Below are 16,223 nucleotides of genomic sequence, written 5' to 3'. Positions count from 1 at the left end.
CCCAACGGGGACAAGTCCCCTCGCCACAGGTCCGCTCTCAATCCCTCAAAAACCATCCGGCGTGCGCGCCTTCTCCCGCGCATGCTCGCGGCTGATCAAGCCCTTGCTCACCAGCTCCTTCAAGCACATATCCAGCGTCTGCATCCCCAGGTTGCCCCCGGTCTGAATCGACGAGTACATCTGCGCCACCTTGTCTTCACGGATCAGGTTACGGATCGCTGACGTGCCGAGCATGATTTCGTGGGCCGCGATCCGCCCGCCGCCGATTTTCTTGACCAACGACTGCGACACCACCGCCAGTAACGACTCGGACAGCATCGAACGAACCATCGATTTCTCGTCCCCCGGAAACACGTCCACCACCCGGTCGATGGTTTTCGCCGCCGATGTCGTGTGCAGCGTGCCAAACACCAGATGACCGGTTTCGGCGGCGGTTAACGCCAGGCGAATGGTCTCCAGATCCCGCATCTCCCCCACCAGAATCACGTCCGGGTCCTCCCGCAGGGCCGAGCGCAGGGCCGTGGCAAAACTGCGTGTATCGCGATGGACTTCACGCTGATTGATCAAACATTTGCGCGACTCGTGGACGAACTCGATCGGGTCTTCGATGGTGAGGATGTGTTGATGACGATGGCTGTTCAGGTGATCGATCATCGCCGCCAGGGTGGTGGATTTGCCGGAACCGGTCGGGCCGGTCACCAGCACCAGCCCCCGCGGCGCTTCGGTAATCTTGCGAAACACCTCCCCCATACCGAGGTCGTCCATGCTCAAAACCTTGGACGGAATGGTCCGGAACACTGCACCAGCACCGCGATTGTGGTTGAACGCGTTAACCCGAAAACGTGCCACGCCGGGCACCTCAAAGGAGAAGTCGGTCTCCAGGTGCTTCTCGAAGTCCACCCGCTGCGTGTCGTTCATGATGTCGTAGATCAGCGCCTGCACCTGTTTGTGGTCCAGGGCTGGCAGGTTGATGCGCCTCACATCGCCGTCGACCCGAATCATCGGGGGCAGGCCGGCAGACAGATGCAAGTCGGATGCGCCCTGTTTCGCGCTGAAAGCCAGCAGCTCAGTGATATCCATAGCGTTCCTCAATTCCAGTAGAATGCCGCGAACCTTCAGCCGCCGGCGCCTAATCCTCGCCTGATAAAGTCGCCGAGCGATGATCAGGCAAGGCAAAAGTCGGCGAAGAAGCGGAGTTGACGTCAGTCAATGAGCATTCTGAGTCGACTTTTAACGCCGCATGATCGAGTGTAGGCACTTTTCAGGCAGGATTTGATGTCCACGATAGCAGACAACATTGCTCAGGTTAGTTCACGCATCCACGCTGCCGCCGTTGCCGCAAAGCGCGACGCAGACAGCGTCCAGCTATTGGCCGTGAGCAAGACCAAGCCCGCCGAGGCCCTGCGCGAAGCGTATGCCGCCGGCCTGCGCGACTTTGGCGAGAACTACCTGCAGGAAGCCTTGAGCAAACAGCTCGAATTGGCCGACCTGCCCTTGATCTGGCACTTCATCGGCCCCATTCAATCGAACAAGACTCGCGCTATCGCCGAGCACTTCGCCTGGGTGCATTCCGTGGATCGTTTGAAAATCGCACAACGTCTGTCCGAACAACGTCCTGCCGAGTTGCCCCCACTGAACATCTGCATCCAGGTCAACGTCAGCGGTGAAGCCAGCAAGTCCGGCTGCACCCCGGCTGATCTTCCGGCGCTGGCCAATGCCATCAGCGAACTGCCGCGCATCAAGCTGCGCGGGTTGATGGCAATCCCCGAGCCGACTGAAGATCGCGCCGCTCAGGATGCCGCTTTTGCTGCCGTGCAGCGCCTGCAAGCCAGCCTGAACCTGCCGCTCGACACACTTTCCATGGGCATGAGCCACGACCTTGAGTCGGCCATCGCCCAAGGTGCCACGTGGGTACGTATTGGTACGGCCCTGTTTGGCGCCCGCGACTACGGCCAGCCATAACGTGGCTGACATACCTCTCTATAAGGACCTGACATGAGCAAGACTCGTATTGCCTTTATCGGTGCCGGCAACATGGCGGCCAGCCTGATCGGTGGCCTGCGCGCCAAAGGTCTGGACGCCGCGCAGATCCGCGCCAGCGATCCGGGCGCTGACACCCGCGCTCGCGTGAACGCTGAACACGGTATCGAGGTGTTCGCCGACAACGCCGACGCCATCCAGGGCGCCGAAGTCATCGTACTGGCGGTCAAGCCCCAAGCGATGAAAGCCGTCTGCGAAGCGCTTCGCCCAAGCCTCAAGCCCAATCAACTGGTGGTCTCGATTGCGGCCGGCATCACCTGCGCCAGCATGAACAACTGGCTCGGCGCCCAACCGATCGTGCGTTGCATGCCCAACACTCCGGCGCTGCTGCGTCAGGGTGTGAGCGGTTTGTTCGCCACGGCGCAAGTGAGTACCGAGCAACGCAAACAGGCGCAAGAACTGCTGTCCGCCGTCGGCATCGCACTGTGGCTGGATGAAGAGCAGCAACTGGACGCGGTCACCGCCGTTTCCGGCTCGGGCCCTGCGTACTTCTTCCTGCTGATCGAAGCCATGACCGCCGCCGGCGTGAAGCTCGGCCTGCCAGCAGACATCGCTGCACAACTGACCCTGCAAACCGCTTTGGGCGCTGCTCATATGGCCGTGGCCAGTGACGTCGACGCTGCGGAACTGCGTCGCCGCGTGACGTCGCCTGCGGGCACGACGGAAGCGGCGATCAAGTCGTTCCAGGCCGGTGGCTTCGAAGCCCTGGTAGAAAAAGCACTTGGCGCCGCTGCGCACCGCTCGGCCGAGATGGCCGAACAATTGGGTCAATAAGGAGCCTTACATGATTGGATTGAACACTGCAGCGGTCTACGTGCTGCAAACCCTCGGCAGCCTGTACCTGCTGATCGTGCTGCTGCGCTTCGTACTGCAACTGGTACGCGCAAACTTCTACAACCCGCTCTGCCAGTTCGCCGTGAAAGCCACTCAGCCGCTGCTCAAGCCATTGCGTCGGATCATCCCGAGCATGTTCGGCCTGGACATGTCCTCGCTGGTGCTGGCGATCCTCGTGCAACTGGCGCTGATGGCCCTGACCCTGCTGCTGACGTACGGCACCATCGGTAACCCGCTGCAATTGCTGATCTGGTCGCTGATTGGCGTGACCGCGCTGTTCCTGAAGATTTTCTTCTTTGCCCTGATCATCAGCGTGATCCTGTCTTGGGTCGCACCGGGCAGCCATAACCCTGGCGCCGAACTGGTGAACCAGATTTGCGAGCCGGCCCTGGCGCCGTTCCGCAAGATCCTGCCGAACCTCGGCGGCCTGGATATCTCGCCGATCCTGGCGTTCATGGTGCTCAAGCTGATCGACATGCTGGTGATCAACAACCTCGCCGCCATGACGATGATGCCGGAAATCCTGCGTCTGCTGATCTGACCCGGTGAGCTACTTTCGCTGGGACGGTGACGACCTGATTCTGGAGTGTCACCTGCAACCGGCGGCCCGCAGCGATGATTTCTGCGGGCTGCATGGTGATCGATTGAAGATCCGCCTGACGGCGCCGCCGGTTGAAGGCAAGGCCAATGCGTATTTGATAGCGTTTCTGGCCAAGGCGTTTGGGGTGTCCAAGAGTCAGGTGAGCTTGATAAGCGGCGAGTTGAACCGGCAGAAGCGAGTGCGGATTTGCTCGCCGAAGAAGCTACCGGATTTGCCTGGTTTGATGCGATAGAACCGATAAACCGAGGTGCGCCATTCGCGAGCAAGCCCGCTCCCACAGGGGAACGCATTCCAATGTGGGAGCGGGCTTGCTCGCGAATGGCGCACCTCGGTCTGACTGAATGAAATCAGCTCCGGCCTTTGCTTGCCGCTAACCCCACCGGTCTTTAGACTTACGCCTCATTTCAACGAGAGCAGGGTCGATGCCAGCTGCCTTCCCCCCCGATTCTGTTGGTCTGGTGACGCCGCAAGTGGCGCACTTCAGCGAACCCCTGGCCTTGGCCTGCGGCCGTTCGCTCCCAGCTTATGACCTGATCTACGAAACTTACGGCACGCTGAATGCCGCGGCGAGCAACGCCGTGCTGATCTGCCACGCCTTGTCCGGTCATCATCACGCTGCCGGCTTCCACAGCCCCGACGACCGCAAACCCGGTTGGTGGGACAGCTGCATCGGCCCCGGCAAGCCGATTGATACCAACAAGTTCTTCGTGGTCAGCCTGAACAACCTCGGCGGTTGCAACGGCTCTACCGGCCCGAGCAGCGTCAATCCGGAAACCGGCAGGCCGTTTGGCGCCGACTTCCCGGTACTGACCGTGGAAGACTGGGTTCACAGCCAGGCGCGCCTGGCAGACCTGCTCGGCATCGGCCAATGGGCCGCCGTGATTGGCGGCAGTCTCGGTGGCATGCAGGCGATGCAATGGAGCATCACCTACCCGGATCGCATTCGCCACTGCCTGGCCATCGCCTCGGCCCCCAAGCTGTCGGCGCAGAACATCGCCTTCAACGAAGTCGCGCGCCAGGCGATCCTCACCGACCCCGAGTTCCACGGCGGTTCGTTCCAGGAAGCGGGCGTGATTCCCAAGCGTGGCTTGATGCTGGCGCGGATGGTCGGGCACATCACGTACCTGTCTGATGACTCGATGGGTGAGAAATTCGGTCGGGGCCTGAAGAGCGAGAAGCTCAACTACGACTTCCACAGCGTCGAATTCCAGGTCGAAAGCTACCTGCGTTATCAGGGCGAAGAGTTCTCCGGGCGTTTCGACGCCAACACGTACCTGCTGATGACCAAGGCGCTGGATTACTTCGATCCGGCGGCGAACTTCGACGATGACCTGGCGAAAACCTTCGCCAACGCCCAGGCCAAGTTCTGCGTGATGTCTTTCACCACCGACTGGCGCTTCTCCCCTGCCCGCTCGCGGGAGCTGGTGGACGCGCTGATGGCGGCCAAGAAAGACGTCTGCTACCTCGAGATCGACGCTCCGCAAGGCCACGACGCCTTCCTGATTCCGATCCCGCGCTACTTGCAGGCATTCAGCAATTACATGAACCGCATTACGTTGTGAGAAAGCCATGAGAGCTGATCTGGAAATTATCCAGGAATGGATCCCCGCCGGCAGCCGCGTGCTCGACCTCGGTTGCGGCGATGGCGAATTGCTGACCTGGCTGCGCGACAACAAGCAAGTCACCGGCTATGGCCTGGAAAACGACCCGGACAACATCGCCGAGTGCGTGGCCAAGGGCATCAACGTGATTGAGCAGGACCTGGACAAGGGCCTGGGCAACTTTGCCAGCAACAGCTTCGACGTCGTGGTCATGACCCAGGCGCTGCAAGCCGTGCACTACCCGGACAAGATCCTCGACGAAATGCTGCGCGTCGGTCGCCAGTGCATCATCACCTTCCCCAACTTCGGTCACTGGCGCTGCCGCTGGTACCTGGCGAGCAAGGGCCGGATGCCGGTGTCCGATTTTCTGCCGTACACCTGGTACAACACGCCAAACATCCACTTTTGCACCTTCGAAGACTTTGAAGCGTTGTGTCGCGAACGTGAAGCCAGGGTCATTGATCGGCTTGCCGTGGATCAACAACACCGTCACGGGTGGGCCAGTAAGCTATGGCCTAATCTATTAGGTGAAATCGGTATTTACCGCGTCAGCAGCCCCGGGCTGCAAGACCACAAGGTCGCGGTCTGAATCGCGACACTTCGAGGAGAACGAACATGGGTCGTCTAGCGCTGTTTGTACTTACTGCCTGCCTGAGCGTCACCGCCATGGCCGCCGACGTCATCAAAGGCGAGCGCAAGGAAACCTTTGGCGATGTAACGGTGCACTACAACACCTTCAACTCCACCTTCCTGACACCGGACATCGCCAAAGCAGCCGGGCTGACACGCAGCAAGAACCAGGGTGTGATCAACGTCTCCGTGCTCAAGGATGGCAAACCACTGACCGCTGAAGTCAGCGGATCGGTGAAAGACCTGACCAGCCAGACCATACCGTTGAAGTTCAAACAGATCACCGAACAAGGCGCGATCTACTACATCGCCCAGTTCCCGGTCGATCAGCAGGAAGTCCGGACCTTCGACATCAAGGTGCAGAACGGCGATAAAATCAACACCATCAATTTCAACCAAGAGCTCTTTCCCGGCGAATGATCAACTTCACGCAACTCGTACTGGCCAGCCACAACGCCGGCAAACTCAAGGAACTTCAGGCCATGCTCGGCGAATCGGTGCAACTGCGCTCGATCAGCGAGTTCAGCAGTGTCGAGCCTGAAGAAACCGGCCTGTCGTTCGTCGAGAACGCCATCCTCAAGGCCCGCAATGCCGCGCGCATCTCCGGCCTGCCTGCACTGGCGGACGATTCGGGGTTGGCGGTGGATTTCCTCGGCGGTGCGCCGGGGATCTACTCGGCTCGTTACGCTGATGGCCAGGGCGATGCGGCGAACAACGCCAAACTGCTCGATGTATTGAAAGACGTGCCGCAAGCCGAACGCGGTGCACAGTTCGTCTGCGTGCTGGCGCTGGTACGTCACGCCGACGATCCGTTGCCGATTATCTGCGAAGGCTTGTGGCACGGACGCATCCTGCCAGCGGCCAGCGGCGAACACGGTTTTGGTTACGATCCGCTGTTCTGGGTGCCGGAACGTGATTGCTCCAGCGCCGAACTGAGCCCGAGCGACAAGAACCTCATCAGCCACCGCGCCCGTGCAATGGATCTGCTGCGCCAGCGTCTGGGCCTGAAATGATCCATGACTCATCCGCATCGCCGCTGATCTTCGGCGGTGCCGCCCAATCGCCTCGGGCCGCCCTCCCCGTGCTGCCGCCCCTGGCGTTGTACATCCACATCCCGTGGTGTGTGCGCAAATGCCCTTATTGCGACTTCAACTCCCACACTGCCAGCCCGGTGCTGCCGGAAGAAGAGTATGTGGACGCGTTGCTCGCCGATCTCGATCAAGACCTGCATGCGGTCTATGGTCGTGAGCTGAGTTCGATCTTCTTTGGGGGCGGCACGCCGAGCCTGTTCAGCGCTGAAGCCCTGGGCCGTTTGCTCAAAGGCGTGGAGCAACGCATCCCCTTCGCCAGCGACATCGAAATCACCCTGGAAGCCAACCCCGGGACGTTCGAGCAAGAGAAGTTCGTCGCCTACCGGGCGCTGGGCATCAATCGCCTGTCGATCGGCATCCAGAGTTTTCAGGAAGAGAAACTCAAGGCCCTGGGGCGGATTCACAACGGTGACGAAGCGGTGCGTGCCGCCGGCATGGCCCGTCAGGCCGGGTTCGACAACTTCAATATGGACCTGATGCACGGTTTGCCCGATCAGTCCCTGGACGACGCCCTGAACGACCTGCGCCAGGCCATCGCCCTGAAGCCGACGCATTTGTCCTGGTATCAACTGACCCTGGAGCCGAACACGGTGTTCTGGAACCAGCCGCCAACGCTGCCGGAAGACGACACGCTGTGGGACATTCAGGAAGCCGGCCAGGCATTACTGGCCGAGCACGGTTACGCGCAATACGAAGTCTCGGCGTATGCCCAGCCCGGCCGTCCGGCGCGGCATAACCTCAATTACTGGAGTTTCGGCGACTTCATCGGCATCGGTGCCGGGGCTCACGGCAAGCTCAGCCACCCGGACGGGCGCATTGTCCGTACCTGGAAGACCCGCTTGCCGAAGGACTACCTCAACCCGGCCAAAAACTTCAAGGCTGGGGAGAAAGCCCTGACCAATGAAGAAATGCCGTTCGAATTCCTGATGAACGCCTTGCGCCTGACCGAGGGCGTTGAATCGCGACTGTATCCGGAACGCACCGGGATGAGCCTGGAAAGCCTCGCCGAAGGCCGCCAGGTCGCCGAACAAAGTGGCTTGTTGCAGGTCGAACCGTCACGTCTGGCGGCCACCGAGCGCGGACAACTCTTCCTCAATGACTTGCTGCAGACATTTCTGAGCTGATTTCAGCCTTAAGGGAAAACGAATGGATTTGATACTCGACCTGCTCGCCACCGCGTCCCGCTGGAGCCGTAGCAACCTGTCTGAAATCGCTCTGGCACTGGTGGGCTGCCTGTTGGTGTTGTTTGGCGCCGATATCAAAGGCTGGGTCGACGCACGTCTGGGCAGCATTGCCGGCGCCTTGCGCGTCCCGCTGATGGCCCTGCTGTGCATGATCGGCAGCGGCGTCGCATTGATCTACGCCACGCCATGGATCATCAAAGGCCTGAGCCAGTTCAACAACTACAGCCTGGCACCGGTGTTGTTGGTGGTGCTGGTGCTCATCGGCGTCGTCGCCGACCGCCGCTGACTGTCGAATACACCACAAAACAAATTGTGGGAGCGAGCCTGCTCGCGATGGCGTCGTGTCAGCCAACATCAATGTTGAATGATCGACCGCTATCGCGAGCAGGCTCGCTCCCACAGTTGGATTGTGTGCAGCTTAGGACTGTTTCTCGAACTTCAAGTCCCACACGCCATGCCCAAGACGTTCGCCGCGGCGTTCGAACTTGGTGATCGGGCGCTCGGTCGGGCGCGGGACGCATTTGCCATCTTCGGCCAGGTTGCGATAACCCGGCGCAACGTTCATCACTTCCAGCATGTACTCGGCGTACGGTTCCCAGTCGGTGGCCATGTGCAGCACACCGCCGACCTTCAACTTGCTGCGCACCAGTTCAGCGAACGACGCCTGAACGATACGGCGCTTGTGGTGACGGCTCTTGTGCCATGGGTCCGGGAAAAACAGCATCAGGCGATCGAGGCTGTTGTCGGCCACGCAACGGTTGAGTACTTCGATCGCATCGCAATCGTAGACCCGCAGGTTGGTCAGGCCCTGAGTGAGCACGCCATTGAGCAGCGCGCCGACACCCGGACGGTGTACTTCCACGCCGATGAAATCCTGCTCCGGCGAGGCCGCGGCCATTTCCAGCAGCGAATGGCCCATGCCGAAACCGATTTCCAGCGAGCGCGGCGCCGAGCGACCAAACACTTGGTCGAAGTCCACCGGCGCGTCGGCCAGAGGCAGCACGAACAGCGGCGTGCCCTGTTCCAGACCGCGTTGCTGGCCTTCGGTCATGCGACCGGCGCGCATCACGAAACTCTTGATGCGGCGGTGTTGGCGCTCGTCGCCTTCTTCCGTCTGGATAGGCGTGTCGTTTGATTCAGTCATCAATGGCTCTTACTTGATCAGACCATCCAGCGGCGAAGAGGCGCTGGCATAGAGTTTTTTCGGCATGCGGCCGGCGAGGTAGGCCAAGCGACCTGCAACGATGGCGTGTTTCATGGCTTCAGCCATCATGATCGGCTGCTGGGCATGGGCGATGGCCGAGTTCATCAGCACCGCTTCGCAACCCAGTTCCATGGCAATGGTGGCGTCGGAAGCAGTGCCGACACCGGCGTCGACCAGCACAGGAATCTTGGCTTCTTCGAGGATGATCTGCAGGTTGTACGGGTTGCAGATCCCCAGGCCTGTACCGATCAGACCGGCCAGTGGCATCACCGCGATAACGCCGATTTCCGCCAGTTGACGGGCGATGATCGGGTCATCGCTGGTGTAAACCATCACGTCGAAGCCTTCCTTGACCAGCACTTCGGCGGCCTTGAGGGTTTCGATCACGTTGGGAAACAGGGTTTTCTGGTCCGCCAGCACTTCCAGCTTCACCAGGTTGTGACCACCGAGCAGCTCACGGGCCAGGCGGCAGGTGCGCACAGCCTCGGTAGCGTCGAAGCAACCGGCAGTGTTAGGCAGGAAGGTGTAGCGATCCGGCGACAGGACTTCGAGCAGGTTCGGTTCGCCCGGGTTCTGGCCGAGGTTGGTGCGGCGCACGGCGAAGGTGACGATCTCGGCACCCGAGGCTTCGATGGCCAGGCGGGTTTCTTCCATGTCGCGGTACTTGCCGGTGCCTACCAGCAAACGCGACTGGTAAGTACGACCGGCCAGGACGAAGGGCTTGTCGCTACGAACGATGCTCATGGGAAATCCTCTGTAGGGGTGAGGTTCTTGCAGAATAATTCTGTGGCCTCTTGGGCCAGACGACTAGCCGCCGCCGATGGCGTGCACGACTTCTACGGAGTCACCATCATTCAGCGTGGTTTCTGCATGCTGGCTGCGCGGGACGATATCCAGATTGAGTTCGACCGCCACCCGGCGTCCGGTCAGTTCCAGACGGGTCAGCAGGGCCGCAACGGTTTCACCGTCGGGCAGTTCAAGGGATTCGCCGTTCAACTGAATGCGCATGCCGAATGCCGCCATCATTTTTAGGGGCTGGCATTCTAGCCCGATCAGTCTTGGCGACCCAAGCCATTCGTCATGAAATGGACCACCCGGTCAGCTCAACCGCCAGGCGGCAATCCCCAGGCAGAACCAACCGACCAGAAATGCCAGCCCGCCGAAGGGGGTGATGATCCCGAGCTTGCTGACGCCGGTCATGGTTAACAGGTACAGACTGCCGGAAAACAGCAGGATGCCGACGACGAACGATGCACCCGCCCATGTGATCAGGCGACCGGGAATCTGCGTGGCCAGCAGTGCAACGCCCAGCAACGCCAAGGTGTGCACCAACTGATAGGTCACGCCGGTGTGGAAAATCGCCAGGTACTCGGGCGTCAGGCGGCTTTTCAAGCCGTGGGCGGCGAACGCGCCAAGGGCAACGCCGGTGAAGCCGAAAAAAGCGGCCAGCATCAGAAAGCCACGCAGCATGAAGAACTCCAGTCAGACTCGATCCACAGGGTCTGTATAATGGCCCGCTCAACGGGTTCGGCCAAGCCATCTCTATGCTGCGTTTATTTTTGCGACGATTCACGAAGGCACTGCTCTGGTTCGCGGGTGGCAGCGTATTGCTGGTGCTGATCTTTCGCGTGGTACCGCCACCGGGAACCACGTTGATGGTCGAGCGCAAGGTCGAATCCTGGTTCGACGGCGAGCCCATCGACCTGCAACGCACCTGGAAACCCTGGGATGAAATCTCCGATGACCTGAAAGTCGCGGTGATTGCCGGCGAAGATCAGAAATTCCCGGAACATTGGGGCTTTGACTTTGGCGCGATCCAGGCCGCACTGGCCCACAACGAACTCGGCGGAACGATTCGCGGCGCCAGCACCCTGAGCCAGCAGGTCTCGAAGAATCTGTTTCTGTGGTCCGGCCGCAGCTGGCTGCGCAAAGGCCTGGAAGCCTGGTTTACCGGGCTCATCGAAGTGTTCTGGCCCAAGCAGCGAATTCTTGAGGTGTACCTCAACAGTGTCGAGTGGGATGACGGTGTGTTTGGCGCTGAAGCAGCAGCCAGGCATCACTTTGGCGTCGGCGCTCGTTCGCTGTCTCGCCAGCAGGCCAGCTTGCTGGCTGCGGTGCTGCCTAACCCGCGAGTGTGGAGTGCCAGTCATCCGACTAACTACGTCGCACGGCGAGCGGGATGGATTCGACAGCAGATGAGTCAGCTCGGGGGCGATAGCTATCTGGTAGGGATCAATGATTCACGCCGGGCGCCTTGGGCTCAATAGCCGATCATTATCTCCTGAACACCGAAAATATCCTGTGGGAGCGGGCTTGCTCGCGAATGCGGTGTAACAGTCAATACTAATGTCGACTGACCCACCGCTTTCGCGAGCAAGTCGAACCGTCGCACCGCCGCTCCCACATTGATTTTGCGGTGGGGCAGGAATATCGGGCACGAACAAAAACGCCCCGATCAATGATCGGGGCGTTTTTTATGCCTTAGCTGCGGTTAGGCGGCGATCGACAACTTGAGTTTGTTCATCGCGCTCTTCTCGAGTTGACGAATACGCTCGGCCGACACGTTGTACTTCTGCGCCAGGTCATGCAGCGTGGCTTTTTCTTCCGCCAGCCAGCGCTGGTAGAGGATGTCACGGCTGCGGTCGTCCAGCACTTCAAGCGCTTCGTGCAGGTTGTGGTTGGAGTTGTCGCTCCAATCGGCATCTTCCAGTTGACGGGCCGGGTCGTACCGGTGGTCTTCCAGATAGTTGGCCGGCGATTGGAAAGCGCTGTCGTCGTCCGCTTCCGCAGCCGGGTCGAAGGCCATGTCATGGCCGGTCAGGCGACTTTCCATCTCCCGCACTTCCCGAGGCTCTACACCGAGGCTTTCCGCCACACGGTGAACTTCCTCGTTGTTCAGCCACGCCAGACGCTTCTTCTGGCTGCGCAGGTTGAAGAACAGTTTGCGCTGGGCCTTGGTGGTCGCGACTTTCACGATCCGCCAGTTGCGCAGGATGAACTCGTGGATTTCCGCCTTGATCCAGTGCACTGCAAAGGACACCAGGCGTACACCCATTTCCGGGTTGAAGCGCTTCACCGCCTTCATCAGGCCGACGTTGCCTTCCTGGATCAGGTCAGCCTGAGCCAGACCGTAGCCGGAATAGCTACGGGCGATATGTACAACAAAACGCAGGTGGGCGAGCACCATCTGCCGAGCCGCCCCCAAATCCTGCTCATAATAGAGACTCTCGGCCAGTTCACGCTCCTGCTCCGGCGTCAGCAATGGAATGCTGTTCACCGTGTGCACATAGGCCTCCAGGTTCGCACCCGGGACCAGAGCATATGCAGGTTGCAAAGAATTGGTCATACGAAAAAACCTCCGACTTACATAACTCGTGCAGTTCAGCACTGCGAAAATTGACCGGAAACCAAAAGACAAGTTCCCATAAACGCTGAAAGGTCAATACGAGCAAAATGATACTACTTAGGCGCAAGCTCCCTCAGGTGGCGTGCGACTGCAATCCATGCACCGATATACCCCAACAGCACCGCGCCAAGCAAGAGAGACAGACCGTCGGCAACTGGCACTCCGGCCAGCGCAAAATCACTGCCGTACAAACCGGCCAGCCCAACCACCGCGTCGTTCAGCCAATCAAGGCCGAACGCCAATACGCCCCAAGAAAGAATCCCCGCACCGAAGCCATAAAGCGCACCCATGTACAGAAAGGGCCTGCGCACATAGCTGTCAGTGCCGCCGACGAGTTTAATCACTTCTATCTCTGTGCGGCGGTTTTCAATATGAAGACGAATGGTATTGCCTATCACCAAAAGTAATGCAGAAACCAGAAGCACGGTCAGACCGAAGACAAAACGGTCACCCAGCTTGAGGATGGCTGCCAGACGCTCGACCCAGACTAGATCAAGTTGCGCCTGTTGTACCTTGGGCAACTCGGAAAGTTTTTGTCGTAATGCTTCAAGGGCTGGCTTATCAACCTCATTCGGCGTCACCAAAAGCACGCCCGGCAGCGGGTTTTCCGGCAGTTCCTTGAGCGCCTCGCCCAGACCGGACTGCTGCTGAAACTCTTCCAGCGCTTGATCGCGGCCGACATATTCAGCATCAGCTACGCCAGGCATCCCCTTGATCTGCTCGCGTAACGACTCGCCTTCAGCGGGGCTGGCCTCGATTTGCAGGTACAGGGAAATCTGCGCCGCACGCTGCCAGGAACCGCCGAGACGCTCGACGTTACTTAGCAAAAGTGACAGGCCCATCGGCAAACTCAGGGCCACCGCCATCACCATGCAGGTGAAGAAGCTACCGATGGGCTGCTTGCCCAAACGACGCAAGCTATCGAGCAGGCTGGCGCGATGACTCTCGACCCAGGCACGAAACAGCGTGGCGAAATCCGGACCGTCATCATCGTCGCGTTTTTTCTTCTGCGGCTGCTGGTCGGCGGCCTTCGGGGCCACGCGCTCGGAAACCTTGGGGCTGCGTGTCGCACTCATACGCCCGCCTCCCCGTCACCGATCAATCGGCCGCGCTGCAGGGTCAGCATGCGGTGGCGCATGCGGGCGATCAGTGCCAGGTCGTGACTGGCAATCAGCACGCTGGTGCCCAAACGGTTGATGTCTTCGAACACGCCCATGATTTCTGCCGCCAGACGTGGATCGAGGTTACCGGTCGGTTCGTCCGCCAGCAGCAAGGCCGGGCGGTGAACAATGGCGCGGGCGATGCCGACGCGCTGTTGCTGACCGGTAGACAGGTCGCCAGGGTACAAATCGGTTTTGTCCGAAAGCGCCACGCGCTCGAGCGCCGAATCCACGCGCTTGGTGATCTCGGCCTTGGACAACCCAAGGATCTGCAAGGGCAGCGCGATGTTGTTGAACACCGTGCGATCGAACAACAGCTGGTGATTCTGGAACACCACGCCGATCTGCCGGCGCAGGTAAGGAATCTGTGCGTTGCTGATAGTGCTCAGGTCTTGCCCGGCCAGCAGCAATTTGCCGGTGGTCGGACGCTCCATCGCCAGCAGCAGGCGCAACAAGGTGCTTTTACCGGCGCCAGAGTGGCCGGTCACAAACAAAAACTCGCCCCGACGGACTCGAAAGCTCAGCTCATGCAAGCCGACGTGGCCGTTCGGGTAGCGTTTACCGACCTGTTCGAAACGAATCATGAACGCTCCCGCTCGGCAAACAGTGCCTGGACAAAGGGTTCTGCTTCAAAAGTACGCAAATCATCGATGCCTTCACCGACGCCGATGTAGCGAATCGGCAAGCCAAACTGCTTGGCGAGGGCGAAAATCACCCCGCCTTTGGCGGTGCCATCGAGCTTGGTCAGCGCCAGGCCGGTCAGTTCGACGGTCTGGTTGAATTGTTTGGCCTGGCTGATCGCGTTCTGCCCCGTACCGGCATCAAGCACCAACAGCACCTCGTGAGGCGCGTCGGCGTCGAGTTTACTGATGACCCGGCGAACCTTCTTCAGCTCTTCCATCAAATTGTCTTTGGTGTGCAGGCGACCGGCGGTGTCAGCGATCAACACGTCGATGCCACGGGCCTTGGCCGCTTGCACGGCATCGAAGATAACCGAAGCCGAGTCCGCGCCGGTGTGCTGGGCGATGACCGGGATCTTGTTGCGCTCGCCCCAGACCTGCAATTGTTCGACGGCGGCGGCGCGGAAGGTATCGCCGGCCGCGAGCATGACTTTCTTGCCTTCGAGCTGCAGCTTCTTCGCCAGTTTGCCGATGGTGGTGGTCTTGCCGGCACCGTTGACGCCGACGACCAGGATGACGAACGGCTTGGTCTGCGAGGTGATTTTCAGCGGTTGCTCGACAGGCTTGAGCATCGCCGCCAGTTCCGCTTGCAGGGATTTGTACAGCGCATCGGCATCGGCCAGTTCTTTGCGAGCGACCTTCTGGGTCAGGCGCTGAATGATCACCGAAGTCGCCTCGACGCCGACATCGGCGGTCAGCAGGCGGGTTTCGATGTCTTCGAGCAGCTCGTCATCGATGATCTTCTTGCCCAGGAACAGGCTGGCCATGCCTTCGCCGATGCTGGCGCTGGTCTTGGACAAGCCTTGTTTCAGGCGGGCGAAGAAACCGGCTTTGGTTTCTGCGGTACGCGCGGGCTCGGCAGGCGCTTCGACGGGAACGACAGGTGCGGCGGCAACAGGAGCTACGGGAGCGACGACCGGCGCAGGCGCTTGAGTAATCGGGGCAACCGGAGCAACCGGAGCAACCGGAGCAACGAATGCGGGCACCACAGGCTCCGGAACAACCGGTTCAGGCTCGGCCACCACCACTGGCGCGACAACCGGCTCAACCACTGGCGCTTGAACGGGCTCAGGAACAAACGCAGTCGGCGCTGGAATCGGTGGCGTAACGTGCGGCGCCAGCTCATCTTCGACCAATGCCACCGGCTCTTCCGCCACTGGCAACGTCAGCCATGGCTCGGCAATGGCCGTGAGCGGCACCTGGGCCACGACTTCGGCGACGGCGTCGGGCTCAGGCTCAGGCTCAGGCTCGATGACCGGTTGCAACACCGGCTCGGCGATCGGCAAGACAATCGGCGTAAGCTCTTCTTCTATTACCGGCGCAGGCGTGGGCTCAGGAAGTGGCTGTGGCTGTTCGACGACGGGTTCCTGCGGCTTTTTGCGCAGCCATCCGAACAGGCTTTTCTTCTCACCAGCCGCAGCTGGGGCTTTCTTGTCGTCGTTGGAACCAAACATGGAGGACGGCTATCTCACGGTAGCGACGCGCCAAAGGGCGCCTCGGCAAATAAATATTCGATGCAGAACAGACTGCGATTGACCCAGCTTGTTCACGCGCAACATTTTGTCGAGGTGCAAACGGCACCTTACAAAAACGATTTCACGAAGGACTGAAGCGGCAAAATCGGCGAAAAAGCAGAGTTTAGTTGATAAACCACAGCCTTCTGCCGAAAACCCATTCAACCTGATCAAACGCAAAGGCCTGATAGGCGTGGCCGCCAGTAAAACGGATCAGTATCCTAGCACCCTCTCGCCCGCCGACGCTAAGACCAAGCGGGCAGCTCAACAGGTTTAAA

The 16,223-nt window shown here is 60.1% G+C and carries 20 protein-coding genes; 11 read left to right on the top strand and 9 right to left on the bottom strand.

Annotation, left to right across the window (positions count from 1 at the left end):
- Positions 1-45 precede the first annotated feature (45 nt).
- Positions 46-1,080: a type IV pilus twitching motility protein PilT gene (locus tag DFS28_RS02710; RefSeq protein WP_111448454.1), complete on the bottom strand. Its 1,035-nt coding sequence runs from the start codon at positions 1,078-1,080 to the stop codon at positions 46-48.
- A gap of 195 nt (positions 1,081-1,275) precedes the next feature.
- Between DFS28_RS02710 and DFS28_RS02705 the strand changes: the two genes are divergently transcribed.
- The 10 genes from DFS28_RS02705 to DFS28_RS02660 all read left to right on the top strand — a co-directional run bounded on the left by DFS28_RS02705 (position 1,276) and on the right by DFS28_RS02660 (position 8,267).
- A complete protein-coding gene (locus DFS28_RS02705) occupies positions 1,276-1,962 on the top strand; it encodes a YggS family pyridoxal phosphate-dependent enzyme (RefSeq protein ID WP_111448453.1) in 687 nt (228 codons plus the stop codon).
- A gap of 33 nt (positions 1,963-1,995) precedes the next feature.
- Positions 1,996-2,814: a pyrroline-5-carboxylate reductase gene (gene proC / locus DFS28_RS02700; protein ID WP_111448452.1), complete on the top strand. Its 819-nt coding sequence runs from the start codon at positions 1,996-1,998 to the stop codon at positions 2,812-2,814.
- Positions 2,815-2,824: 10 nt separating this feature from the next.
- Positions 2,825-3,415 (top strand): YggT family protein, encoded by a 591-nt coding sequence (locus DFS28_RS02695; RefSeq protein ID WP_046045226.1) that lies wholly within the window; start codon positions 2,825-2,827, stop codon positions 3,413-3,415.
- A gap of 4 nt (positions 3,416-3,419) precedes the next feature.
- Complete coding sequence (locus DFS28_RS02690) at positions 3,420-3,707, top strand: DUF167 domain-containing protein (RefSeq protein ID WP_111448451.1); 288 nt, start codon at positions 3,420-3,422, stop codon at positions 3,705-3,707.
- A 190-nt stretch (positions 3,708-3,897) separates the two neighbouring features.
- Positions 3,898-5,037: a homoserine O-acetyltransferase gene (locus DFS28_RS02685; RefSeq protein ID WP_008152630.1), complete on the top strand. Its 1,140-nt coding sequence runs from the start codon at positions 3,898-3,900 to the stop codon at positions 5,035-5,037.
- Between the two features lie 7 nt (positions 5,038-5,044).
- Complete coding sequence (gene metW / locus DFS28_RS02680; protein ID WP_008152632.1) at positions 5,045-5,665, top strand: methionine biosynthesis protein MetW; 621 nt, start codon at positions 5,045-5,047, stop codon at positions 5,663-5,665.
- Positions 5,666-5,691: 26 nt separating this feature from the next.
- The gene (locus DFS28_RS02675) at positions 5,692-6,126 is read left to right on the top strand and encodes a DUF4426 domain-containing protein (RefSeq protein WP_111448450.1); all 435 of its coding nucleotides are present in this window, start codon (positions 5,692-5,694) and stop codon (positions 6,124-6,126) included.
- Positions 6,123-6,719, top strand: a complete 597-nt coding sequence (rdgB, locus tag DFS28_RS02670; protein ID WP_111448449.1) for an RdgB/HAM1 family non-canonical purine NTP pyrophosphatase — start codon at positions 6,123-6,125, stop codon at positions 6,717-6,719. Before DFS28_RS02675 ends, rdgB begins: the two co-directional genes overlap by 4 nt.
- Positions 6,716-7,921, top strand: coding sequence for a radical SAM family heme chaperone HemW (gene hemW / locus DFS28_RS02665; protein WP_111448448.1), 1,206 nt, complete (start codon positions 6,716-6,718; stop codon positions 7,919-7,921). Before rdgB ends, hemW begins: the two co-directional genes overlap by 4 nt.
- A 22-nt stretch (positions 7,922-7,943) precedes the next feature.
- Positions 7,944-8,267, top strand: coding sequence for a DUF3392 domain-containing protein (locus tag DFS28_RS02660; RefSeq protein WP_008152641.1), 324 nt, complete (start codon positions 7,944-7,946; stop codon positions 8,265-8,267).
- A gap of 132 nt (positions 8,268-8,399) precedes the next feature.
- On the opposite strand, the gene trmB is transcribed toward DFS28_RS02660, so the two are convergent.
- From trmB to DFS28_RS02635, 4 genes are all read right to left on the bottom strand, one after another.
- Positions 8,400-9,125, bottom strand: a complete 726-nt coding sequence (gene trmB, locus DFS28_RS02650; protein WP_111448446.1) for a tRNA (guanosine(46)-N7)-methyltransferase TrmB — start codon at positions 9,123-9,125, stop codon at positions 8,400-8,402.
- A 9-nt stretch (positions 9,126-9,134) separates the two neighbouring features.
- Complete coding sequence (locus DFS28_RS02645; protein ID WP_008068101.1) at positions 9,135-9,929, bottom strand: thiazole synthase; 795 nt, start codon at positions 9,927-9,929, stop codon at positions 9,135-9,137.
- 63 nt (positions 9,930-9,992) lie between these two features.
- Entirely contained in the window at positions 9,993-10,193 is a 201-nt protein-coding gene (gene thiS, locus DFS28_RS02640) for a sulfur carrier protein ThiS (RefSeq protein WP_007897898.1), read from the bottom strand.
- A gap of 90 nt (positions 10,194-10,283) precedes the next feature.
- Positions 10,284-10,655 carry a DUF423 domain-containing protein gene (locus tag DFS28_RS02635; RefSeq protein WP_111448445.1) on the bottom strand — a complete coding sequence of 124 codons (372 nt, stop codon included), beginning with the start codon at positions 10,653-10,655 and terminating at the stop codon, positions 10,284-10,286.
- A 74-nt stretch (positions 10,656-10,729) separates the two neighbouring features.
- Between DFS28_RS02635 and mtgA the strand changes: the two genes are divergently transcribed.
- Entirely contained in the window at positions 10,730-11,452 is a 723-nt protein-coding gene (mtgA, locus tag DFS28_RS02630; RefSeq protein WP_111448444.1) for a monofunctional biosynthetic peptidoglycan transglycosylase, read from the top strand.
- A 224-nt stretch (positions 11,453-11,676) separates the two neighbouring features.
- Here mtgA and rpoH read toward each other — a convergent pair whose 3' ends face one another.
- From rpoH to ftsY, 4 genes are all read right to left on the bottom strand, one after another.
- Complete coding sequence (gene rpoH, locus DFS28_RS02620) at positions 11,677-12,531, bottom strand: RNA polymerase sigma factor RpoH (protein ID WP_007897890.1); 855 nt, start codon at positions 12,529-12,531, stop codon at positions 11,677-11,679.
- 113 nt (positions 12,532-12,644) lie between these two features.
- Entirely contained in the window at positions 12,645-13,667 is a 1,023-nt protein-coding gene (ftsX, locus tag DFS28_RS02615) for a permease-like cell division protein FtsX (protein WP_111448442.1), read from the bottom strand.
- Complete coding sequence (gene ftsE / locus DFS28_RS02610; RefSeq protein WP_056738938.1) at positions 13,664-14,335, bottom strand: cell division ATP-binding protein FtsE; 672 nt, start codon at positions 14,333-14,335, stop codon at positions 13,664-13,666. The genes ftsX and ftsE overlap by 4 nt, the downstream gene beginning before the upstream one ends.
- Positions 14,332-15,885, bottom strand: a complete 1,554-nt coding sequence (gene ftsY / locus DFS28_RS02605; protein WP_111448441.1) for a signal recognition particle-docking protein FtsY — start codon at positions 15,883-15,885, stop codon at positions 14,332-14,334. The genes ftsE and ftsY overlap by 4 nt, the downstream gene beginning before the upstream one ends.
- Between the last annotated feature and the right edge of the window lie 338 nt (positions 15,886-16,223).

This window comes from Pseudomonas sp. 478 (assembly GCF_003254125.1).
Lineage (GTDB): Bacteria > Pseudomonadota > Gammaproteobacteria > Pseudomonadales > Pseudomonadaceae > Aquipseudomonas.
Note: the sequence above shows the minus strand (reverse complement) of the source record. Positions and strands in the feature narration are given on the sequence as shown.